The sequence below is a fragment of the Alicyclobacillus suci genome (assembly GCF_017329615.1).
In the GTDB taxonomy this organism is placed as follows: domain Bacteria; phylum Bacillota; class Bacilli; order Alicyclobacillales; family Alicyclobacillaceae; genus Alicyclobacillus; species Alicyclobacillus suci.
The window spans coordinates 220,107-241,583 of the sequence record NZ_JAFMTW010000001.1 but is presented as its reverse complement, the minus strand read 5'-3'; the positions used below and the strand labels follow the sequence as shown (position 1 = coordinate 241,583).

At 54.5% G+C, this 21,477-nt stretch carries 22 protein-coding genes; 13 read left to right on the top strand and 9 right to left on the bottom strand.

The annotated features are described in order from the left end of the window. The first annotated feature begins 23 nt into the window (after positions 1-23). The 3 genes from J3482_RS01350 (at position 24) to J3482_RS01340 (ending at position 3,391) form a co-directional block, all read left to right on the top strand. Positions 24-851 carry a sulfurtransferase gene (locus J3482_RS01350; RefSeq protein ID WP_321198830.1) on the top strand — a complete coding sequence of 276 codons (828 nt, stop codon included), beginning with the start codon at positions 24-26 and terminating at the stop codon, positions 849-851. 158 nt (positions 852-1,009) lie between these two features. Continuing rightward, complete coding sequence (locus J3482_RS21450; RefSeq protein WP_206921951.1) at positions 1,010-2,107, top strand: phosphodiester glycosidase family protein; 1,098 nt, start codon at positions 1,010-1,012, stop codon at positions 2,105-2,107. Between the two features lie 105 nt (positions 2,108-2,212). Further along, a complete protein-coding gene (locus J3482_RS01340; protein ID WP_146822385.1) occupies positions 2,213-3,391 on the top strand; it encodes an acyl-CoA dehydrogenase family protein in 1,179 nt (392 codons plus the stop codon). Positions 3,392-3,432: 41 nt separating this feature from the next. On the opposite strand, the gene J3482_RS01335 is transcribed toward J3482_RS01340, so the two are convergent. From J3482_RS01335 to J3482_RS01310, 6 genes are all read right to left on the bottom strand, one after another. Next, entirely contained in the window at positions 3,433-4,587 is a 1,155-nt protein-coding gene (locus J3482_RS01335; RefSeq protein ID WP_206921950.1) for a glycosyltransferase, read from the bottom strand. Between the two features lie 43 nt (positions 4,588-4,630). Continuing rightward, positions 4,631-5,359, bottom strand: a complete 729-nt coding sequence (locus tag J3482_RS01330) for a CDP-alcohol phosphatidyltransferase family protein (protein ID WP_146822387.1) — start codon at positions 5,357-5,359, stop codon at positions 4,631-4,633. Then, positions 5,356-6,096 carry a phosphocholine cytidylyltransferase family protein gene (locus J3482_RS01325; RefSeq protein ID WP_206921949.1) on the bottom strand — a complete coding sequence of 247 codons (741 nt, stop codon included), beginning with the start codon at positions 6,094-6,096 and terminating at the stop codon, positions 5,356-5,358. The genes J3482_RS01330 and J3482_RS01325 overlap by 4 nt, the downstream gene beginning before the upstream one ends. 137 nt (positions 6,097-6,233) lie before the next feature. Next, positions 6,234-6,632 carry a hypothetical protein gene (locus tag J3482_RS01320; RefSeq protein WP_206921948.1) on the bottom strand — a complete coding sequence of 133 codons (399 nt, stop codon included), beginning with the start codon at positions 6,630-6,632 and terminating at the stop codon, positions 6,234-6,236. A gap of 19 nt (positions 6,633-6,651) precedes the next feature. After that, the gene (locus tag J3482_RS01315) at positions 6,652-7,326 is read right to left on the bottom strand and encodes a peptidylprolyl isomerase (RefSeq protein WP_146822390.1); all 675 of its coding nucleotides are present in this window, start codon (positions 7,324-7,326) and stop codon (positions 6,652-6,654) included. A 242-nt stretch (positions 7,327-7,568) separates the two neighbouring features. Then, complete coding sequence (locus J3482_RS01310) at positions 7,569-8,084, bottom strand: DJ-1/PfpI family protein (RefSeq protein ID WP_146822391.1); 516 nt, start codon at positions 8,082-8,084, stop codon at positions 7,569-7,571. Between the two features lie 75 nt (positions 8,085-8,159). On the opposite strand from J3482_RS01310, the gene J3482_RS01305 reads away from it, so the two are divergent. The 8 genes from J3482_RS01305 (at position 8,160) to folB (ending at position 15,099) form a co-directional block, all read left to right on the top strand. Continuing rightward, complete coding sequence (locus J3482_RS01305) at positions 8,160-8,801, top strand: TVP38/TMEM64 family protein (protein WP_206921947.1); 642 nt, start codon at positions 8,160-8,162, stop codon at positions 8,799-8,801. Between the two features lie 134 nt (positions 8,802-8,935). Then, positions 8,936-11,059, top strand: coding sequence for an ATP-dependent helicase (locus J3482_RS01300; protein WP_146822393.1), 2,124 nt, complete (start codon positions 8,936-8,938; stop codon positions 11,057-11,059). 98 nt (positions 11,060-11,157) lie between these two features. Beyond that, positions 11,158-11,634, top strand: coding sequence for a hypothetical protein (locus J3482_RS01295; protein ID WP_146822394.1), 477 nt, complete (start codon positions 11,158-11,160; stop codon positions 11,632-11,634). A 123-nt stretch (positions 11,635-11,757) separates the two neighbouring features. Beyond that, the gene (locus J3482_RS01290; RefSeq protein WP_146822395.1) at positions 11,758-12,330 is read left to right on the top strand and encodes a GNAT family N-acetyltransferase; all 573 of its coding nucleotides are present in this window, start codon (positions 11,758-11,760) and stop codon (positions 12,328-12,330) included. 134 nt (positions 12,331-12,464) lie between these two features. After that, positions 12,465-12,713 (top strand): NifU family protein, encoded by a 249-nt coding sequence (locus tag J3482_RS01285; RefSeq protein ID WP_021297163.1) that lies wholly within the window; start codon positions 12,465-12,467, stop codon positions 12,711-12,713. 120 nt (positions 12,714-12,833) lie between these two features. Further along, the gene (locus tag J3482_RS01280) at positions 12,834-13,814 is read left to right on the top strand and encodes an RluA family pseudouridine synthase (RefSeq protein WP_206921946.1); all 981 of its coding nucleotides are present in this window, start codon (positions 12,834-12,836) and stop codon (positions 13,812-13,814) included. Positions 13,815-13,826: 12 nt separating this feature from the next. Then, complete coding sequence (locus J3482_RS01275) at positions 13,827-14,687, top strand: YihY/virulence factor BrkB family protein (RefSeq protein ID WP_146822397.1); 861 nt, start codon at positions 13,827-13,829, stop codon at positions 14,685-14,687. A gap of 28 nt (positions 14,688-14,715) precedes the next feature. Further along, positions 14,716-15,099, top strand: coding sequence for a dihydroneopterin aldolase (folB, locus tag J3482_RS01270; protein WP_146822398.1), 384 nt, complete (start codon positions 14,716-14,718; stop codon positions 15,097-15,099). 21 nt (positions 15,100-15,120) lie between these two features. On the opposite strand, the gene J3482_RS01265 is transcribed toward folB, so the two are convergent. The 3 genes from J3482_RS01265 to J3482_RS01255 form a co-directional block, all read right to left on the bottom strand. Then, entirely contained in the window at positions 15,121-16,182 is a 1,062-nt protein-coding gene (locus tag J3482_RS01265) for a tetraprenyl-beta-curcumene synthase family protein (RefSeq protein ID WP_223204083.1), read from the bottom strand. A 50-nt stretch (positions 16,183-16,232) separates the two neighbouring features. Next, positions 16,233-16,670, bottom strand: coding sequence for a hypothetical protein (locus J3482_RS01260; RefSeq protein ID WP_146822400.1), 438 nt, complete (start codon positions 16,668-16,670; stop codon positions 16,233-16,235). A 135-nt stretch (positions 16,671-16,805) separates the two neighbouring features. Next, positions 16,806-17,849 carry a M42 family metallopeptidase gene (locus tag J3482_RS01255; RefSeq protein ID WP_206921945.1) on the bottom strand — a complete coding sequence of 348 codons (1,044 nt, stop codon included), beginning with the start codon at positions 17,847-17,849 and terminating at the stop codon, positions 16,806-16,808. 149 nt (positions 17,850-17,998) lie between these two features. Between J3482_RS01255 and J3482_RS01250 the strand changes: the two genes are divergently transcribed. Together J3482_RS01250 and J3482_RS01245 are read left to right on the top strand one after the other, a co-directional pair. Then, positions 17,999-19,495: a dynamin family protein gene (locus tag J3482_RS01250; protein ID WP_206921944.1), complete on the top strand. Its 1,497-nt coding sequence runs from the start codon at positions 17,999-18,001 to the stop codon at positions 19,493-19,495. Continuing rightward, on the top strand, positions 19,492-21,456 hold the full coding sequence (locus J3482_RS01245) for a dynamin family protein (RefSeq protein ID WP_146822403.1): 1,965 nt from the start codon (positions 19,492-19,494) through the stop codon (positions 21,454-21,456). The genes J3482_RS01250 and J3482_RS01245 overlap by 4 nt, the downstream gene beginning before the upstream one ends. Positions 21,457-21,477 lie beyond the last annotated feature (21 nt).

The following is a 21,477-nucleotide window of genomic DNA, read 5'->3' as shown; positions in this document are numbered from 1 at the left end:
GGTGTACAAGGAGGGCCATGGATATGTTGATAACCGCCGACGACTTGCATCAGCGGCTCGTAGAACCAGAATTGGTGATTTTTGATTGTAGGTTTCGCCTCAGCGACCCGGAATGGGGACAGCAGATGTACGCGAAGTCGCATATTCCGGGTGCGTATTACTTTGATTTAGAGCGCGATTTGTCGTCTGCGTTGCACGAGCATGGCGGTCGCCATCCGTTGCCTGACCCAGAGGTTTTCGCCAACAAACTCGGCCAGGCAGGTGTCACGCCGACTTCGACTGTCGTCGTCTACGACAGCGGCGAAGGCATGGCGACACGGGCATGGTGGTTGGTGCGGTATGTGGGTGTTGAGGAAGTGTATGTGCTGGACGGCGGGTACCAGGCGTGGCTAAACGCTGGCTTCGCATGTTCAACACAGGCGCCGCCCAAGGTCGACCACGACTATGACGCCCGCGTCCATCCCGGCTGGACGGTCGATGTCGATGACGTTCGGCGGATTGTTACTGGGGATTGGGATGCGGTGCTTGTCGATGCGCGGGCGCATGATCGATATACTGGCGAATTTGAGCCTATTGATGCGAAGGCTGGCCATATCCCTGGCGCGGTGAACTATCCGTGGCAGAACGGCCTGACAGAGGATGGGCGGTGGAAGCCAGAGCACATTCAAATTCGCCGATTTAGCGAAGTGATGTCGAAAGGGCGACCGATTGTCGTGTACTGTGGTTCAGGGGTCACGGCGTGCGCGGATATCTTCGCCCTCACGCTGGCAGGGGCCAAGGATGTTCGATTGTACACTGGGAGTTGGAGCGATTGGATATCTTATCCTAATAATCCGGTTGATCACGCTTGATACACACACCTGAACATGAAATACTGGACGGTGTACCGTGGGCTCGAAGCTCATAGTACACCGTTTTTGTGTTTTTTCCGAGGCCGTCGGTCACGAAAATCGTTCGGCTATCGTCTAATTTACAAGGATTGGTCTGCCAAAGAGAGGAGCGTGTCTACGTGCAGCAGCAACCCGAACGACGGGGACAGCCGCAATTTCATACATCGCATGATGTTTCGCGTACACAGCGCAAACGCCGTCGTGCGCGGCGCTTTATGTTGGCGAGCGTCGGTGTGTTGGTGACGATACTCGCGGTTTTCGGCGGTGCGCTCGGTGCGGCGTTTGGCACATCGTGGGGGTCACACTGGCGGCTTCTGGCCGCAGAGACCGTCGCCTCGACAAGGCATTACGAGTGGGCGCGTTTTCTCACGACGCGCGCTGAATATGCGCAGATTATGAAAGGGTTGAGCGGCATTGCCGTCAGACAGTCAAGCCCGAATGACGTCGTCGTGGATAAGATCCAAAAAATTGATGCGGGGAACAGCGGTCCCGTGCAGGTGATTCCACTGCATCAAGATGGATATACAGGGGATGTTGTGTTGGTGCCGGATCCGAAATTGGTACGCCTCGTGCCGGCCGAGGTACATGGTTCGACAGGCGAGTATATCACCAGTATGGCGCAACGCGTGGGCGCCGTGGCAGGCATCAATGCCAGCGGCTTTGAAGACCCGAATGGGAATGGCTGGGGTGGTATTCCGGTAGGATTGGAGTACGTGGGAGGCCAGGTGATGCAGTCCTCCAAAGAAACGCCAAGTTGGGCGACCGTGGGCTTCACGAGTGAGGGTGTCATGGTGATGGGCAACTATACGCCGTCGGATTTGGCGGCTATTGGTGTGCGCGACGCTATGCAGTTTCATCCTGAGCTGGTCGTTGACGGACAGCCGATGATTACGCAAGGAGACGGTGGCTGGGGATTAGATCCGCGCACAGCGATTGGTCAGGAGCGGGATGGTACAGTAATTTTTGTCGTCATCAACGGTCGTTTACACGGTGACCATTCGATTGGTGCCAGCATGAAGCAAGTGATGGACATTATGCTGCAATATCACGCTGTGAACGCCTGTGCGATGGATGGCGGATCTTCGTCTGTATTGTATGCAGAGGGAAAGATTCTCAATTCGCCTTCGACGTTGGATCCCAACGGACAGCGCCATCTTCCGGACGCTTGGATGGTGTTCCCGACGGAGCAGGCGGCAGCGGACGCAAACTTGAGTTAAGCTCATCGTTTCAAAAAACGGACAGGGAAAATATCCCCTGTCCGTTTTGGCGTCTCCTGACAAACAGGGTACAATTGAAATGGCCTGGGAGGAGAGAAGACAACGATGTATTTTGACGACTATTTCGTGCTATCTGACGAACAGCGAGACAGATTGCGCATCACAAAAGCGCTTGCCGACCAGTTTGCCGCTCGCGCAGCGGGGCATGACGAAGCAGGCACGTTTCCACACGAAAACATTGAGGCGTTGCGCGAGTCCGGATATGTGACGTGGACTGTGCCGAAGGTTTACGGTGGCTTGGAGATTTCCTTGCGCGAGCTCTTGCTGCATCAGGAGCAGTTGGCGCGCGGCGACGGATCGACGGCGCTTGCCATCGGTTGGCATGTCGGGATGATTCTCAACTTGCGCGCGAGTCACGCATTTCCCGAACCTATTTTTCAGACCATTTGCGAATCTGTGATGGACAAAGGGTGGCTTATCAATAGTTGTGCCAGTGAACCGGCGACGGGGAGTCCGAGCCGCGGCGGGCGGCCGGAGACGACAGCTACGCGCGTCGACGGGGGCTACCGGATTACGGGACGCAAGACATTCAGTACGTTGTCTCCAGCACTTGACTGGATTTTGGTGACTGCTGGCGTCGCGAACTCGGAAGAGGTCGGAGAGTTTCTCGTTCGAGGGCAGGACGTGACCATTGTTGAAACCTGGAATACGCTGGGTATGCGTGCAACGGGCAGTCACGACATCGTGATGGAGGATGTGTTTGTACCAGATGCTCATGTCGTCACGATTAAACATCCGAAGGAGCCGAGCGCCAGAAATCGAGACGGTAGCGGATGGCTATTACATATCCCTGCGTGTTATTTGGGTGTTGGACTTGCGGCGCGTGACTTTGCGATGAAGTTTGCGGCGACGTACCAGCCTAACAGCTTGCCGCATCCGATTGCGGATGTTCCACACATTGAGGAGAAGCTGGGGCAGATGGAGTTGAAGTTACTTTCTGCGCGGACATTGATGTATGATCTCGCCGCTCGCTGGGACTCGGCAAGTGAGGCGGACAGGCCAGCGTTGCGCCCACTGTTTGGCGCTGCGAAAACGCAAGCGACGAATGCCGCGTACGAGGTCGTGGATTTGGCGATGCGCGTTGTGGGCGCCCGCAGTTTGGCGAAGGGACTTCCGCTGGAGCGATATTACCGGGATGTGCGCGCGGGATTACACAACCCGCCGATGGACGATGTCGTCTTTAAGATGCTCGCCAAAGCTGGTACAGCTCCATTTCGGCAGTAGGTTGTCTTTGCGTTACCGTTCCCCGGCAACCCGCACCACGTTTAGTGGGCGCGGTTGCCGGGGAGGTGATGAAGGAGAATGGATTCGATTTGCGTTGCGCGTGCAGACCACGTCTGTTCGCGCAAAAATGGTTCGCGTTCCGCCATCGTACTGCGTTTTTCTCCGGACAAGATAGCCGCAAGGGCGTTTTCCGCTGCGGCGGCATCGGGCGTCAGCCATACGTGTTGCGAAAACTTGTTGAGTTCTCGCGTGGGTGTCGCGATGACTTCTTTGTCCGCTGCCAAGTATTCATAGACTTTGACCGGGTTGACGCTTTCTGTGAGTTTGGAATGGGCAAACGGGTAGAGACAGGCGTCAAATCCAGCGAGAAACTGTGGTAACGCAGCGTACGGTTTGCGGCCGAGAAAGTGCACGTTGGGCAGGGAGCGAATTCTGGATACGTCCGCCTCGACCGGTCCGATAAACACAAATTGGACGTCACTTCGGGACGTCGCCAGTTGGTGGAGGAAGTCGAAGTCGAGCCACGCCCCAATCCCACCGATAAAACCGACGCGCGGACCTTTGATGTCCTTTAACTCCGGGTGTGGTGTCGCACTGGTGGCCGTCCGAAAGTGGTCGAGCTCGACTGCGTTGGGTACGAGATGGACATCATTGTGGTATATAGCCATCTTTTCCACGAGGGCATCTGCGGTGGCAAACACCGCGCGGCTCTGATAGCTCATGTCCGCTTCGAGCGATTCGATGACGTCGCTGCGGGTGAGGCCGCCGAATGCGCCGTGATCGTCTACGCAGTCGTAGAAGGTGGCTATCGGCCGAAGCCAAGGGATGAGATCCACGGACCCTGGTAAGTTGGAGAAAAGAACAAGTGGGCCGGCCTCGTGCTGGCGGATTTGTCGTGCCAAGAGGCGCTGGTTGAACCGGTTGACGGGCCGAGCCACATGATAGAACGGAAGTGTCGTCATCGGTTGTAGTACGCGAATATGCCCTACAGTGCCTTGTTCGACGTCTTGAATGGGGTTTTTCGGTAACATTCTGTCGCGCAACGCCGGGTTGCGAAACGGACCAATCAGCGTCACTGGTGGCTCCACAAACAAGATGGGCCAGCCGCGGCTGGCCAGCTGGCGGGCGAGATGATGGGGCCGTGCGATAATGCCATCCCAGGGAACGGCGGCAGTGATGACGATGGTTGGGTACATAGAGTAAGCCTCCAACTGCACCGATTGTCTCGATGCCATTTGGTTAGGTAGTCGAGCGTTTGAGCTTGATGTATTGAATGATTGGACGATAGATACACATCAACCCGCCTAAAATACCGACGAACAAAAAGAATGGACGAACCGCGTCAAATACGATGAACGCAAGCAATGCGAAATATTGTTCGCCGATTAAAAAACCGCGAAATGGAACCAAGGCGCGAAGTTGCTGGGCGCGTGTAAAACCATCTGCGTCTTTGGCTGGTTGGTCAGATGCGCTACTGGTTGCGGTCGCGACGGCTGGTTGTGGTTTGCCCATGCGGATTTGTCCATAGTACTCTAGGAGAAAAAGGACAAACAAAGCGAACGTCGCGTACATCCAAATATGGTCGTCAGGTCCGTGCATGCGTGTATACCCGTAGGCGAGACTCGCGTAAATCGCAAACTCCTTGATTCTGTCCGCCACTTGGTCAATCCAGCCACCGACCGGTGAAAAATGCTGTTTATAGCGAGCCAACTGGCCATCTGCGCAGTCTACCACATAGGACACCTGAACCAGGATGAGTCCGATAATGACGTCGTGGTAGACTCCACGTGTAAAGAAACCGCAGCCGATTAGTGCGAGAATCAGCGACGAGATGGTCAGGGCGTTTGGCGTGATGCCAGTGTTGCGAACGACATACACGAGGCGGATGGACAAAGGATAATAAATAAAGTTTGTCCAAATATCGATGGGCCGCTTCGCGCACGCGTTAATTTTGGCGAGTTCACTCATCCTTTATCCACCTGTACAAATGCGCGTAGAACCTCCTGGATGGCGTACTCGTAGTCCTCCGGGAAATCCACTTCGACGCAAGGCAGACCCGTAATGTCTACGGCGAACATATCATGCTTGTCCACCATGACGTCCAGCGCGTGCTCGAAAAACTTCATTTCGTTGGGTGTTACGGCTTCTGCGAGGACAGTTTGGCGGAAACGCTTCGCAAAATCGCCTGTGAAGTTGGCGACGCCGATAAACTCTCCGTAGCTCGTAGCAGGATCTAGATGCTTGCCAATAGCCGTAATTTGGTTTTCTTGTACTTGCACTTTCACTTCTTCCTCGCGGCATTGTTTCCGGTCAATGGCGAGGAAGCCACCGCCGTTGTATGTGCTCAGGCGCTGGAGTATGCTTTGCTCAAACACAACATCGGCATTCATATAGTAAAAATCGCCTTCAAAGTCCTGTAGTGCTTTGGCTAAAGAAAATAGGGTGTTGGTCGTTTCAAAATCTGGGTTTTCAATATACGTCACGCGCATGTCGCTGTGGTGCGTACGGATGTGATCTACAATCCTTTCCTTTTGGTAGCCGACCACCATGCGGACGTCAAAGACGCCGACCGACTTGAGTGCATCCAACTGCCAGTCGAGGATTTTTTTGGGGCCCATGTCCAATAGGCACTTTGGTTGATTGTCAGTAAGCGGACGCAATCGCATGGAACGACCCGCCGCCAGAATGATACTTGTTGCCGTCACGAGGCGGTCAACTCCTATTCGGCGAATTTCAACCTAGAATGTAAACCTAAACGTTCGGGGTGCGACAGGTTTCGACAGTCGCACCCCTCTATATAAGCAACCTCGTTCGCAAACGTCAATAAACGAGGCTAGATTCTTTATCCTTTCGTGAAATCGATGTAGCCGGATTTTCCGCCAGTTTTCACGAAGATGTCGACGGCGTGGTACTGCTGTTGGCCAAATTTAATGATCCCCGCGGTTTGGTACAGCGTGCCGTTTGCCGTTTTGTGCAGGACTTTGCGGGAGGTAAACGTGCGCCGTTCTCGGCCATTGAGATACATATTGACATAGTACGCTCCCGCTTGATTATGCGTCAGGTTCCACTGTTCGCCGGTACTGTCTGGTGGGATATCCACCATGTTTGCTGTAATGCGGACGCCATTTGCCGTCTTCTGATAATGGTCGGGCAAAGGTACTTGTCCACCGCTTCGAAAGTAAATGATTCCGACAATCACAATGACCAACGCAGAGAGCAACCACTGGCGCGGGCGTCTCATAGCAATCCCTCCAGTGGTCTTACTTGACCTGGATATCTACAGACTTGATGTACGCTGTCTTCGTTGGTTTACTGACTTCTCCCTGCATGTTCGGGTTGGCCGTGACTGGAATGGCCGCGATTTTCTCGACGACGTTCATGCCAGATACGACTTTGCCGAAAATCGTATAGTTGGGCGTTTGATTCAGGCTGTCTATCTGTTGGCCCGTGCCGATGAAAAACTGGCTGCCGTTTGTATTTGGACCGCTGTTGGCCATGGCGACAATACCTGGCGCGTACTTTTCTTTGTTCGGAAGTTCGTCCTTAAATTGATACCCCGGGCCACCGGTGCCATTATTGTTCGGGTCTCCGGTCTGAATCATAAATGGCTGGATGATGCGGAAAAATTTGTCGTCGTGATAGAAGTTGTTCTTCGCGAGAAAGACGAAGTTGTTGACGGTCACGGGACTTTGCTTCGCGAACAATTGAATCGTGAAATTCCCGTAGTTGGTATGTACCACGGCGCTATACTGCTTGCTCGTATCAATGGTCATTTTCGGCGGGGAAGACCACCGTTTTGTCGTCGTTTTCAAGACTGGCGCTGTGGTCTTCGCTTCACCGGATGTATGGGTTGTATTGGCTGTACCACACCCGGCAACCAGGCTCAATGTGACCAGTGCGGTAGCGATACCTCCAATGGTGTGACGGAAACGCATGGAACAAAACTCCTCTCGATGCAAGCGTTGATGGTATCATGGCACGAATAGTGGTGTGCAGTAGCATGATGCAGAGCGCTGCCAACTGCTCGTCCATCATAGCATGACCATTCGTGATGAAATTGAAAGATTTCTGACAAGATTTCCTGCCATCGCTGAAGGTGTTCGTTCGTCGGCGTGCAGGGGTGCCGCGGGATTAACAATTCGATTACAAACCTTGCTGAATTCGCTAGATGAATTCGTTACAATTGAAGTTCTACGCGCTGTATGACGACATTTGCAAATGCGCCAGGATTCGATCCGTCCGACGAAATGACATTGCCATCGACCGTCACGGGGCTTTGCTGATGAATGGCGTGGCGCAACACGTGTGCATAGGTGTGGGCGACATGGATGGGCGCACTGTACGAGGTTCCCCCTAACAGACCTGCTGCCGCGATACAGACCACACCTTCTGTCGATGCTGCAATCCATCGGCGTTGACCGTCATATTGCCGCAAGAATCGATGAAGTCGAATATCGCTCCAAGTTTGGGGCGGATAGTGACCACCGGGTATGATGAGCAACTGTAAATCGAGCGGGGAAGTGTCCTGCATGGTGGCATCGGCCATCACGTGCAGGCCCTCGGCGGTTGTCACTGACTGTTGTTCCAGAGAGAATACGCGCAAGCGCCACGCGCGTTCTTGTCCAGATTGCAACAGGGACGAAACACCCGCGACCGAGAACTGCGGCAGCGCGACTAGTCCGACCTTATACATGGGCGACCTCCTCGAGTTCTGCTGCAATACATCGCATTTATCCTAGCAAATCTGCACGCAGGAGGGAACTGACAGGTGAAATTGAGGGAGATTTTCCTTCGTATGGGCTCTATCCTCTCACTAATCATCTGTTTGGCGTTGATTCGCTTTCCGACTGCCTGGCTGACGACGCGGCTGCCCAGTGGCATGTGGCTTCAAGGCGCCTGGTTTGTCATCTGTCAGGCAATGGCGAGTATTCTCCCCATCCCTGCGGAGCCGGTGATGACAGCTTGCCTGCGCGCCGCAGGCGCCGTGTTGGGAACGGTGGAGAATTGGCTGGGGACGCTGGTGGGCGGTATGGTTTTGTTTTTGTTCGGTCGCCTGGCCGCGCCTGTTGTATGCAAACTGTTAGAACACCCGGCAGTCCGGCCCACGTACGAAAGGATAGAGCGGCGTCTGAACCCGGAGAAGTTCTGGACGATTACACTCGTCCAATTCCTTCCGTTTCCCTTTCTCTTGGTAAACTTGCTGTTGGGTACTGTGTCTGATGTGTCCGTGACGACCTACATATTGGCGACTGCCATTGCCATCACGCCTTACCAAATCGTCTGGTCACTTGGATATTTGGGCGTACTGCGGGTTTCGCACCTGAGTTGGCTACTTGTCGGCGTGACGGCCTTCGTCCTACTCGCGGTGATGATTTATCGTTTGGTCAAGCGCCGCCATCGGTCGCAATAAACAGGCCGCAATAAATTGTAACTGTACATCGGAACAGTATTCCTAGACAGGCGGTCGCTCGGCACGTCTTCACGGGATGGCCGCTTGGTGGTAGTCTGTGATACTGCAGGCTTGTCCAGAAGGAGGCGGAACGGTTGAATTTGCTGGAGGGGCTCAACCCAGAACAAAAACAGGCGGTTCAAACGGTCAGTGGTCCGCTGTTGGTGGTCGCCGGTGCGGGCAGTGGCAAGACCAGTGTCCTCACGCGGAGAATCGCCTACTTAATTGGCGAGCATAAGGTGCCTGTCCATCAGATTTTGGCCATTACCTTTACGAATAAGGCCGCGCGCGAAATGAAGGAGCGTATTCGCAAGTTCATTGGGGCGCGTGCCGAAGATTTGTGGATGGGGACGTTCCATAGTATCTGCGTGAAAATCTTGCGCAGAGAGGCAGAGGCCCTTGGCTATACCCCGAACTTCACCATTCTCGACAGCGATGATCAACAAGCGTTGATTGCACAAAGTTTACTGGATTTGAACTGCGACTTGAAAAAATTTGACCCGCGCCAGATTGGTAGTGTGATTTCTCACTGGAAGAACCTGATGTACACGACGGATGATGTCTTGCGCTTGCCAGTGGGGGAGTCGCTGGATGAGGCGACCGCTGTGGACGTATATGCGTTGTACCAGGCGCGGCTGTTCGCGGCCAACGCGATGGATTTTGATGATTTGATTATTCAGACCGTTCGGCTGTTGCAGACCGATGAGGACGTGCGCAGGCGGTATCAGGAGAAATTCCGCTATATCTTGATTGACGAATACCAGGACACCAACCACGCACAGTACCAGCTCGTCCGCACATTGGCGGAGGCGCATCGGAATCTGTGCGCGGTGGGGGATGCGGACCAAGCGATTTACGCGTGGCGCGGCGCGGACAGTGAAAACATGTTGCGGTTTGAACGCGATTATCCGGAAGCGAAAGTGATTTTGCTGGAGCGCAACTACCGTTCAACCGAGGCGATTTTGTCAGCGGCCAACGCGCTCATTGCGCACAACCAAAAGCGGCGGGAAAAGATGTTGCGCGCCGTGCGGGGACGCGGCGAAAACGTAGGCGTCGTCTGCCTCACCGACAGCGAACAGGAAGCGGTTTTTGTGGCCTCGACGATTGCCGAGCACGTGCGAAACGGCGGCACGTACGGCGATTGCGCCGTGCTGTATCGCGCCAACGCGCAGTCCCGCGTGGTTGAGGAGGCGCTCATGGCGCAGGCCATTCCGTATACGATTGTCGGTGGGCTGACGTTCTACGATAGGCGGGAGATTAAGGACATTTTTTGTTACTTGCGCGTCTTGACCAATCCGCAGGACGAGATTTCCTTGCTGCGCATCATCAACACGCCGAGGCGCGGGATTGGGGAGCAGACGGTTGGTCGTTTGCTCGATCACGCCCATGCAGCCGGTATGACCTTGTTCGAGGCACTCGCTTGTGGAGAAGCTGCGGGCTTGTCGCCGAAAGCGAGTGAAGCTGCGCGTTTGTTCCACGACCAACTGCAGGAATTGCGCTTGTGGATGGAAGGCATGCCGGTCAGCGAGTACCTCGGCGAAGTGCTGCATGCCACGAAATATCGCGAGTCGTATCTGCAGTCGGGAAAGAAGGAAGACTTGCAGCGCGTGGAGAACATTGACGAGCTGTTCAGCGTGACCAAGTCGTTTGACAAGCGTCGTGGCGGTACCGTACAGGAGTTTCTCGCGGAAGTCAGCTTGTTGAGTGACGTCGACAAGGAAAAGGAGAAAGGACAGGGCAACGTTCGCCTGATGACGATGCACGCCAGCAAAGGGCTGGAGTTTCCGGTCGTCTTTCTCATTGGTATGGAGGAAGGGCTGTTTCCGCACCCGCGGTCGATGGACGACGATGCCGCCGTGGAGGAAGAGCGAAATCTCTGTTACGTCGGTATGACTCGCGCGATGGATCAACTGTATATGACCTATGCCGTGGAGCGAACGCTATTTGGTCACGTGACGAATCGAGATCCGTCGAGATTTCTTTCGGAGTTGCCGGACGCCTGGGTTACGAGGCTTGACCTGGCAGTGCAGCACAACGCGACGCTCAGCCCTGGCATGCACGTTCGGCACGCGCAATACGGTGAGGGCATCGTTTTGCACATTGCGGCGGATAAGGACGGCGGAGATGACCAGGTGCAAGTGATGTTTCACCCATCGATTGGACTGAAGTGGGTCGGCAAGAATCTATTGCGGCCAAAGGAAGAATCCGTGGTACAATAAAATTACTGTCCGAAAAGAGCGAACGTGGTCTCGATTAGACGGCTATCGCTCGTTTCGCAAAGACCGAGATTACCTGACGTGGCAGGAGGAAGAATCCCTTGTGGTATTGGATTATCGTTGGCGGCATCCTGGTCATTGTGATTGCCGGTTATACCGTGGTATTTATCATTGCCCGCAAGCGGCAAAAGGCATTTGATGCGCAATATTTGGCGAACAAGGAACGGCATGAGGTGTTTGTTCTGAACAAGCGGCGATTGCGCGAACGAGGGCAGTCGGGCATCACGAAGTTTATTCCGTTTCCGACCTATCAGGTGGTCGGCCGGGTGACTGTGGGGCAGACGATGAAGGGCGTACAGATGAATCGCGTGCAAAACGTGACGTTTCGAACGACGAAGGAAGAGTACGACAAAATTCAGGTGAATCACAAGTACCGCATGGATATCATGGGCAACTATATCGGCAGTGTCGTTTCCGAGGTTCAGAGCAAACGCGCACAGCGCAGTGCGAAAATGAAGGAAGAAACGGCACAGACCAAACCAAAGCGTCGATTTTTGCGTCGCGGCGGCAACTCCTGATTCGGAGGTCTCTTGTGCGGATGTGGATGCTGGCGTCTTTCGCGCCTTTTCATGTCAAAAGTATGGGCTGATGCATAGGCTGTGGTGTCGACGATGGGGACCATTCAGGGAGGTCGAACCAATATGCCAAACACAGTTCATATGATGGTAGGTCAAAAACCTGCTGTGAAAAAGGCGAAAAAGAAAGTCGCCGCAAAACCGAAGGCTCAAGCGTCCAAGAAAAAGGTGACAAAGCCCGCTGCGCCCGTGTTGAGTTATCGCAATCGCACGCCGCAAGACGACGCGTTTATCGTAGGTCTGACGCGCCAGCAGCTAGGAACCATTCACGAGCAAGCCTTCGGCGCGCCGTTTCCGGAAGAACAGTTTCTGCGCTACATTCAGTCTGGCGCACCGACGGTCGTCGTCGAACAAAATGGGAAACCGATTGGTTATTACTCGTATCTCATCGGCCCGGATGCCAAGATGCACGTCAGTGCAATGGTGATTGACCCGAAGCATCAGTCGAAAGGCATCGGTAAAACGGTGATGGCGCATCTCGAGGAAGAAGCGATTCGTCAGGGCGTTCGCACCGTGGAGGTGTTTGTACAGGAGAACAACGCACAAAGCCTGGCGTTTACGCGCAGCCTTGGGTTTCGCGAAGTCTTTCGCATCGAGCCAAACACGATTGGCTTTCACAAACAACTCGCGACAAACTGACGTTGTTTATCCTGATGCGCGGCATTGGGCGCAGGCGGTGGCCGCTTGCCCTGTGTCGCGCATACATTTTGCGTTTGTCACTTGCATCACTTGGCTCGTTGCGCGTATGCTATTACATACAGGGGGAATGTGACATGTCTATGGAATCAACGACCTCCATTGAAGAACGTATTCAAGAAGCGCTGGCCTCTATTCGCGACGCGATTCAAATGGACGGCGGCGATGTTGAATTTGTATCGTATGACGACATGACGAAGACGGCATTTGTTTCCCTTCAAGGTGCATGTGTTGGCTGTCCGGCCAGTGTCATGACGCTGAAAATGGGTGTTGAGCGGGCGATTAAGAAAGTCGCTCCAGATGTTGAATATGTGGAAGCGGTCTAAACACAACGCAATTTGATGGCGCGGTGCGGCTTGCATCGCGCCATTTTCATATGGTTCTCGTGGGATGTCTCGTGTAGGGACATTGATTTGACCGACGACAAGCGGAAAGGAGACGGATGGATGCAAAGTGAGATGCGCGCTGGGCATTTACATATTCATCTCGACAGGCGATTCGACGGATGGCGCGTTCTCGACGTGCTGACGACCGCTTTGGCGCTGCCCGAAGCTTTTTCGCGCCGTTTGTGCGCGGCAGGGCTCGTGCGCCTTGGCAAACGAACGTTGCAACCGGATGATACTGTACAAACCGGTGCGCGGCTGGTGTTAGAAGATCCATCCCCCGTGACGTCGACGCCGAATCCGTCCGTCGAAAACTTGGGCTCTTGTTTGTCTGCGGGCGCTGCCCCACTTGAAATCTGTTACGAGGATAATCACGTCCTAGTCGTGAATAAGCCGGCAGGTGTCATCGTCCATTCGGATAATCCGTTGGAACTTACGCTGGATACCTTGGTTGCAGAGTATTATTGGCAGTCGGGACAAAACCTGCCCGTCCGCCATGTGCATCGCCTGGATAAGCCGACGACCGGCGCAGTCGTTTACGCGAAACACGGGTTTGTGGCCAGAGCGCTTGATGCTCAGTTGACAACCCATCAGATGTCTCGGCGGTATCTCGCCGTCGTCTATGGCGCTGCGCTCTTGAAAACGCAGACGGTCGCGAAGCCGATTGGGCGAGATCGGCATCGCGCTGGCGCGTACCGTGTATCATCAACCGGGAAACCGGCGCGTACACATATAGTGGTACAAGCCGCTTCCGTGATGGATGGCCAGCAATTATCGCTTCTGTCGTGTCGGTTGGAAACCGGGCGCACGCATCAAATCCGGGTTCATTGCGCTGCGTTAGGCGCACCGATTTTAGGGGATGTGCTGTATGGTGGGCGCGCCCATATTCACGCTTGGCCGCCGCAACCGGCGATTGCACTGCACGCGCGGGAAGTGGCTTTTTTCCATCCATACGATGAACAAGAAGTTGTCATAAAATGTCGTCCTGGGAACGATTGGATGACATTTTTACGGAAAGAATGGGGAGTAGAAGATGATGTGTAGGAGTGCTTTGTCATGGAGGAACGCATGCACATAGTCGGGCATTTTTTCGCAAATTTAACGGCCCGCATCTTTAAGCACGACATCGCCTCACTCTCAGCTCAAATCTGCTTCTACGCCCTGTTTTCGTTGTTTCCGCTCCTCATCCTAATCATTTATGGAACGAGTTTGGTTGTTCCGCAGTCCAATATTCAACATTTGTTGATTACGGCGCTCAAACCATATTACCCAAATGTCGATTACGCCAACACGGGTGGGGCAAACGACTTTATCGCTAAGAGCATTCAGTCGCTGGGCGCTGCTGGGGCGCGGATTGGCATCGTCAGTTTTCTGACGCTGACATGGTCGGCGACGAGTGCGTTTATTGCTGTCCAGCAAGCGCTCGACACCATTTTTGAAGTGGCAGACAAGCGGTCTTTTCTGGCCCGGCGAATTGTCGGGTTCACCATGCTCGTCCTGCTGATTTTTGTCGCCGTGTTCTCGTCCATTGCCTTGGCCCTGTTTCCACATATTGACCACGCCCCATGGTGGGCGGGCGTCTCAGGCTGGGCTTCGGCAGTGCGTGGATTGACCCGGGTGGTTTATCCGTTGTCCCTGTTTGTCACGTGTTTTGTCTTTTATCGATACTTGCCGTCTCGCAAAGTGGATGTCAACAGTGTACTGATTGGCGCACTCTGTGCGTCGGTGGCGTTGGATTTAGCGAGGGCGCTGTTTGTGGTATACGCCAGTCACTTTGTGAGTTACCATTTGATTTACGGTACGCTGACAGTCGTGATTATGCTGGTGTTGTGGATGTACATCGCCGGTATCATTCTGCTGTTTGGCGCGGAAATTGCCTCTTGCTTGAATTATATGGGACAATCCAAGGACAACTGATGGAGTGCATGAAGACGGAGTGAATGAAATGGACGAGATTGTACTAAAAGGCATGCCTTTTTTTGCCTATCACGGTGTTTTACCGGAAGAGAACGTGACGGGTCAGCGATTTATTGTAAATACGTGGTTGAGTTGTGATTTGCGTGAGGCCGGCGTGTCCGACGATGTGGCCGACACAATTAATTACGCGCACGTGTATGCGGTCGTGCGCGAGATTGTGGAGGGCAAGCCGCGCAAATTGATAGAAGCTGTGGCGGAGGACATTGCGGCGCAACTCTTGGCGACGTTTGACCGGCTGCAGGCGGTCACCGTTGAAGTAGAGAAGCCAGGCGCGCCGATTCCGGGGATTTTCGGGCAGGTGAGCGTGAAAATCCGGCGCCATCGCACATCGGCGTCGACGTTTTTGGTATAGGGCAAGGTGCTGTAAGACTTGTCAGCGAATGCGGCGATAAATCACCGTCGCAAAGTAGAACATACAGGCTGTCGGGCCAAATCGGTAGATCATGTGACGCGCCTTTTTCACCGCTGGCTGGCGCCGCACTTTGTCGTCCGACAAATACATCCCCAGCAGCCCTTGCACGATAAAGCGGTGAATTCGCCCGCCATACGACATTTGCTTCGCCCGTCGCCAGCTTTCGTTTGCAAAGTGACGAATGCGCTGATGGGCAGTGTGTGCATCTGGATAACAAGCGACAAAGTTGAAATCTCCTTCGCGTGCGTCTTCCTCCAAGTCGATTAGGTAATCTAGCAGAATGTGAAGTCCGCAAATCCACGGAAAATAATGGGTATGTGTTTCTTCTACGGTGCGCGCATCAATCTCTTCGGTAGCGGCCAGAAACAACGTAAACATCCCCAGAGTCGAACCCGTGGCGCAGGCAAATTCCCACCATAGCAGTGCGTCTTCGTACGGCTTGAGAAACGGTGTGCTCCAGTCGATGAGCGTTTGACTGCGCTTATCGGGCTGAATGTGCTTGTGCTCTTGAAGTTCACAATAGCGCTCCACATACCACTCGACATGCTTCTGGACGATGTGATAGTTTGGCAATTCGCCTACGCAGCGCTGGCAGGTTTGTACCAAATCTGCCAAATAGCCACCGTCGTCCGGGTTCCCTCGAAAGGCGTAATACGCCCGAAGTGGTGCACCCGGGACAACCGCATCGCGCATGGCGTCGTGGAGTCGGCGAAAATCTATCGGATCATACCGATCACACCGGTCACACAAGTTATCGAGATAATCACTAATCGTTTGCAGCGCCACAATTAATTCGACGAGTGTCGGCGCGTATTCGCGGGTGGCGGCTGCGTAGACGCTCCCTCCGTCCGCATGGAATCGCTTATGCTGAAGGCTGGACAACGCCTGGCTTCGCAACGTCTCATTTGGAATGGTCTTTGCACGCGTCGTCCAACGCTCGATTTGTTTTCTTGAAAGCGGCATGACGTCGTGAAATAGGCGGTATAGGAAGCGCGTGGGTCGTGTCGGTGTCGCAGATGTCAAGCGGTTTCCCCCGTCCCTATACATGTGGTGTTCGCATGGATGGCAAAGACTCATTTCGTCAGAAACTGAGTGACAGAGCCTGCCCAACCAAGGACTTTTTTCGCATTCTCCATTGTGACCCAATTTTTTAGGTCGAATTCTCCGGATGAGGGATTTGTCGCCGCCGCCTGTTTTTCTGTCACTGATTTGTCAGGGCTGCCGGTGGCATGAACGCTTTTGCTTGGAGCGCTCTGGCTCGTTTGTGACGCAGGTGCATGGCTCCCTGGTGCAAATGGAATAGGATGATTCTGCTTCGGCCAGTGATGTGGCGTCGAAGCGGCTGGGTGAGGCGTCGTTGACGCTCCCGGTGTCTGTGCGTGTGGGGGCATGCCAAGGAGACCGCGACGCCTTGCCCCGTGATGCACGATACCGGCGAGTTCGCGCACTTTTTGGTCGCTGGCTACATCGAACGCCAGGCTGCCGAGTTTGATGAACGTGTTCCACTGCACAATGCCCACCTCCTAGCATGGTTGTTTTATCGTATGCAAAGGTGCGCGGCGAGCGTGGACGTTTCTCCATGGGCACTTTTATTTTGGCCCGCGGTAAGTGCAGCCTGGACTATCGTCCGATGAATTGCCTCTCGTTCAGGACACCAGTGGCGACTGAATGTAGGCCAGTATGAGTGCCATCGTATGTTTCAGTGCGTCCCGATGGGTGCGTTCATACGCGTGGGAATTTGCGACACCGGGTCCAATTAGCCCATGCCGCACATCGGCGCCTGCCCGCAGCGCAGCGGATGCATCAGAACTGTAGTAGGGGTAGATATCGACGGCATAATGGAGCCCGTTCGCTTTCGCGAGTGCTACCAAATGTCGGCGGAGTCCTTCGTGATAAGGGCCTGATCCGTCAAGTGCGCAGATGGAGACGCTGTGTTCATCTGTCGCCAGTCCGTCGCCGATGGCACCCATGTCGACCGCTAGGTACTCGACGATTTCATCTGCGATGTTGGCGTTGCCGCCATAGCCGATTTCTTCGTTGTTGCTGATGAAAATGTCCAATCCGTATGGCAATTTGTACTTACTGGATTGTAACTCACGCAATACGCCAAAGAGGATGGCGACGCTGGCTTTGTCGTCGAGGTGGCGGCTTTTGATATAACCCGTATCGGTAATGGCTACGCGCGGATCCCACGCGACGAAATCACCCACCTGGACACCGAACGCTAGGGCCTCTTGTTGTGTGTTGACGGGCGCATCCAGGACAATCTCCATGTTCTCATCCGTGCGCTTGATGTCGCCGACTTCGCGATTGACGTGCACGGAAGTGTTATGCAGGATGATGGTACCGGTGAGCACCTGGCCTGATTCAGTCAACACTTGACAGTATTCACCTTCGACCGTATTCCACGTGTAACCGCCGATTCGGTGTACGCGCAATCGGCCGTTTTCAAGAATTTCTTTGACCATGCCACCGAGCGTGTCGACGTGGGCTGTCAGAAACCGCCGATTTTGATTGTCTGCACCGGGAATCTGAATCAATAAACCGCCTTTTTTCGTCAACGTCGGCTGGTAACCAAGTTTTGCTGCCTCTTCGGCCAAGAGGGAGATGATGTCCTTCGTGTGACCAGTTGGCGATGGCGTCTTCAAGATTCGGACTAATAAATCTTCAACGTATGAATCGTGAGACATGGTATGTGGCCTCCAGTGTGACATAAGGAATTGTCTTTGCATTGTATCACATGAAACAGTATCCATTGGTCGCACGGTGCGCACATACGAGATTTGACGTATGATACGGTAAGGTGAAAAAGTTCGTCGTAAAGGGAGTTTCTGAGGCAATGCGGGTAATGATGGATAAACCACAACTGCTCGAACGCTATGAACGGGTAGGGCAATGGTTAGAGAATAGAGGGGACAAGCTTCACGCTGGGCGGATATACGATGTCCTCAAGGAGTTGACCGTGGACCATGCCAGCACGAGCGTCGCGTTTTGCGGTCTGTTTTCGGCCGGGAAATCGAGTCTCATCAATGCCTTGTGTGCGTCGAATGCGCTCCAGACCGGTGCAGTGCCGACGACGGCTACGGTTCACGCCGTGACGTTGCCAGGGACAAATGGGCGTGTGCAGTTACTGGACACCCCAGGTGTCGACTCGACGGATGAGGCGCATCGAGAAGCGACGATGAATGCGCTGCATCGCGCGGATTTAATGGTGCTTGTCGCCGATTATCAACATGTCGAGGCGGAGGAAAATCTCGAGTTGTTGCGGGCGTTTTCGGAAGAGGGCAAACGAATTGTGTTTGTCGTCAATCAGGTGGATAAACACCTTGATTTTGAATTGACGTTCGCCGAGTTTCGCGAGCATGTGGAAGCTGCGCTGGAGGACTACGGCATTGAACTCGAACACATCTTCTATACGTCGACAACAGAATCGCCCTACAGCGAACTGAATGCGTTTCGCGATTTTTTGGCGGGGTTGCAGAATGTAGATGATGCAACACACGTGGAACAAGTACAGAAGCGGCTCGACGAGATTATTCGCGACGCGGTGCATGAACAGCTTGCAGGCGAGCGCGCATCTGTTGCGGCGCAGGTGCGCGACTGGTTTGGCAGTGAGCCGATGGATGAAAGGGAACTCGCCACCTGGCTGACGCAGGAAAAACAAGCGCTCACGCAGTTGGAAGAGGCGTTTCAACAGGAAAATGCGGCCTTTGTCGACAGCCAGCGCGCGCTGCGCGAAAGCTGGGTGCGCTTAGTCGAGTTGGCGCAGATTTCGCCTTATGAGACGACGGAGAAGGGCCGGTTTTTTGTAGAGAGTCTGCGACCGGACTTCAAAGTTGGTTTTCTCCGATCCGCCGCCAAAACCGCCGCCGAACAGACACGTCGCGGCGAGGCGTTTATTGAGGATTTGACGGGCCGCGTTACCAATTATCTCCTGGTGCCGCTGCGTAATCAAATAGCCAAGGATATCCGCCAACTGCCTTTTGGACAAGATAGCTGGTTGTCGCAACTGGAAGGGTTGACGGTGGATGTCACGCTGGACTACGTTCGCAAGTTGGTGAAGCCAGGCGCCTTGGTGTCGTCACAGTATCCGTATCAGTACGTCAAGGACGTTGTGGCGCGCATCAAGCGCGATGTCCTAGGCCAATTGAACGGATTGGTCGACGTCTGGTTTCGCGAGGCTGATACGGCATACAAAACGTATCACGCGGACAAGTCGCATAGCATAGAAGAACAGCGCCAGCGCGTCGCGGCGCTCAAACAACTCGAAGGCGTTTTGCGCAAGGAGCGCGAGTGGGTGGATGCGCTGTGCAGCGGGGAGGTACCGAATCCGTGACGACATCGAATCATCGTTCTGAACAGCGTCTGCGCGAGTTGTTGCGCGACGTACAAATCAATCTGCAAACCCTACCGGATATTTCGTTGCGCGAAGTGATGGATGTAGAACAGCGACTTGCGCGACGCGATTATCTCGTCGCGGTTTTTGGCGCGTTTTCAGCAGGTAAGTCGTCGCTTTTAAACGCGCTGTTTGGCGAGTCGCTGCTCACGGTGTCACCGAACCCCACAACGGCCGCAGTGACGCAATTGCAGGCCGAGGATGAGCGGCAAGCACAAATCGTCGTTTCCGCGAAGACCGAGGAGGAGTTGTGGCGCGATGTCGCAAGTGCCTTTTCGGCGTTGCACGAACAGTTCTCAGGGCTCGATGAGGCCGTTCATCGCGCTGGCGCGATGAACGCTAAGGATTATCCGACATCGTTGCGCCGGCACGTTCGCTTTCTCAAGGCCATTTACGAAGGTTATGCAGTCATGCGCGACCGCCTGGGGACAGCGTGGACGACAACGCTTGATGAACTTAAGTCGTTTACCGCGATTGAAGCGAATGCAGCATACGTGGCAAGGGTGGATGTCTACGCCGACCATCCATGGCTTCGCAAAGGGTTTATTTTTGTGGATACTCCGGGAGTCGACTCGATTCATCGGCGCCATACTGATGTCGCTTTTCGTTATATGCGGCATGCCGACGCCGTGATTTTTGTCATGTACTACACCCACGCCTTCACGCAGGGAGATAGAGATTTCTTGCTGCAGCTCGCTGGCGTCCAAGATGTCGCCAAGACCAACAAACTGTTTGCGGTGATTAACGCGGTTGATCTCGCCAAGTCCGCGGAGGAACGCGACGCGGTCCGCACGCGCGTGTTCAGTGAGTTGCGCCGCTTGGGGATTCGTGAGCCGCGCGTGTACGAGGTGTCGGCGCAGATTGGCTTGGCGGCACGGCGCCTCTCTGCGGCGCCAGACGACGAACAGTATCAGGCGATGGCGCGCACTCGATTGCAGTTGGACAGCACTGCGCCTCTTCCCAATGTGGATGAAATGCTTGCAGTGTCTGGGTTGACTGCACTCGAACAGGAGTTGACGGAGTACGTGCAAACCGAGGGTGACCAGCTCGCGGCGGATATGGTGCGCCGGGCACTGGCCCAAGTCGCGTCGCAAGTCGACCATCTGCTCTCCGACGAAGTCGCCCGTCAGGCGGATGATAAATCGTTCCGAAATCGTCGGCAAAATGAACTAGCCAAGTTGCGTGAAACGTTGAACGAGGCGCATGCGCGCGATACGGACCGCGCCTCGTCGCTCTTAGGGCAATACGTTCACGATTTGGAAGAGCTCGTGTTTCATGCCTCCGAGCGAATTCGTTTGCGCTATCGCGATTTGTTTCGCGAGGCGTTTCACCCGGGACAGTTTCGTGTCGGACGCAGTCAAGACAAGCTGCGGGAGGCAGGTGAAAGGTTGGCCGACGCACTTGCTCGGCAAATTGACATTGAGACGAGGACCTTCTCATTGCGGGCGGCTGCATTGGCCGAGCAAAACGTTCGTCGCGTGGCGGAGGTGTGGGGCGAGGCGTTTGACGAGCATGCGCTTCAGGCACCGGCGCTGGAGGAGCCGGATTTCTCTGGAGTGGTTGTCGAATCTGTCGCCGCTAATGTTCCAGCTGACACGTTCCAGCCGTTTTATCGGCACTTCTCTTCCGCGAAGCAATTTTTTGAAGGCGATGGGCAACGGAAGATGATGGATGAGAGCGAGCCGGCTGTGATGGAGGTTGTCAAGGCGAGTATGGAGAAGACGACGCAAGCGGTGCTAGACGATGCAATCAACCGCTTGCAATCGGCTTTGGAAGTGCTGTACGCCGCGTTTGAAAGCCAATTGGACACGGCTGAACAGGCTGCGTTGCGACCGTTTGAGGCAGGCCGGCTAGAGGCGTTACAGCGTGCGCAGGCGTATCTACGCGAGCTGCGTGTATGACGCAGCCACCAAGACGTCGAG

What these genes read in the sequence shown, in the direction of transcription:
- J3482_RS01350 (WP_321198830.1), top strand. Translation starts at nt 24, where the DNA reads ATGTTGATAACCGCCGACGACTTGCATCAGCGGCTCGTAGAACCAGAA.
- J3482_RS01340 (WP_146822385.1), top strand. Translation starts at nt 2,213, where the DNA reads ATGTATTTTGACGACTATTTCGTGCTATCTGACGAACAGCGAGACAGA.
- J3482_RS01335 (WP_206921950.1), bottom strand. Translation starts at nt 4,587, where the DNA reads ATGTACCCAACCATCGTCATCACTGCCGCCGTTCCCTGGGATGGCATT.
- J3482_RS01330 (WP_146822387.1), bottom strand. Translation starts at nt 5,359, where the DNA reads ATGAGTGAACTCGCCAAAATTAACGCGTGCGCGAAGCGGCCCATCGAT.
- J3482_RS01320 (WP_206921948.1), bottom strand. Translation starts at nt 6,632, where the DNA reads ATGAGACGCCCGCGCCAGTGGTTGCTCTCTGCGTTGGTCATTGTGATT.
- J3482_RS01315 (WP_146822390.1), bottom strand. Translation starts at nt 7,326, where the DNA reads ATGCGTTTCCGTCACACCATTGGAGGTATCGCTACCGCACTGGTCACA.
- J3482_RS01310 (WP_146822391.1), bottom strand. Translation starts at nt 8,084, where the DNA reads ATGTATAAGGTCGGACTAGTCGCGCTGCCGCAGTTCTCGGTCGCGGGT.
- J3482_RS01290 (WP_146822395.1), top strand. Translation starts at nt 11,758, where the DNA reads ATGCCAAACACAGTTCATATGATGGTAGGTCAAAAACCTGCTGTGAAA.
- J3482_RS01285 (WP_021297163.1), top strand. Translation starts at nt 12,465, where the DNA reads ATGTCTATGGAATCAACGACCTCCATTGAAGAACGTATTCAAGAAGCG.
- J3482_RS01280 (WP_206921946.1), top strand. Translation starts at nt 12,834, where the DNA reads ATGCAAAGTGAGATGCGCGCTGGGCATTTACATATTCATCTCGACAGG.
- J3482_RS01275 (WP_146822397.1), top strand. Translation starts at nt 13,827, where the DNA reads ATGGAGGAACGCATGCACATAGTCGGGCATTTTTTCGCAAATTTAACG.
- folB (WP_146822398.1), top strand. Translation starts at nt 14,716, where the DNA reads ATGGACGAGATTGTACTAAAAGGCATGCCTTTTTTTGCCTATCACGGT.
- J3482_RS01255 (WP_206921945.1), bottom strand. Translation starts at nt 17,849, where the DNA reads ATGTCTCACGATTCATACGTTGAAGATTTATTAGTCCGAATCTTGAAG.
- J3482_RS01250 (WP_206921944.1), top strand. Translation starts at nt 17,999, where the DNA reads ATGCGGGTAATGATGGATAAACCACAACTGCTCGAACGCTATGAACGG.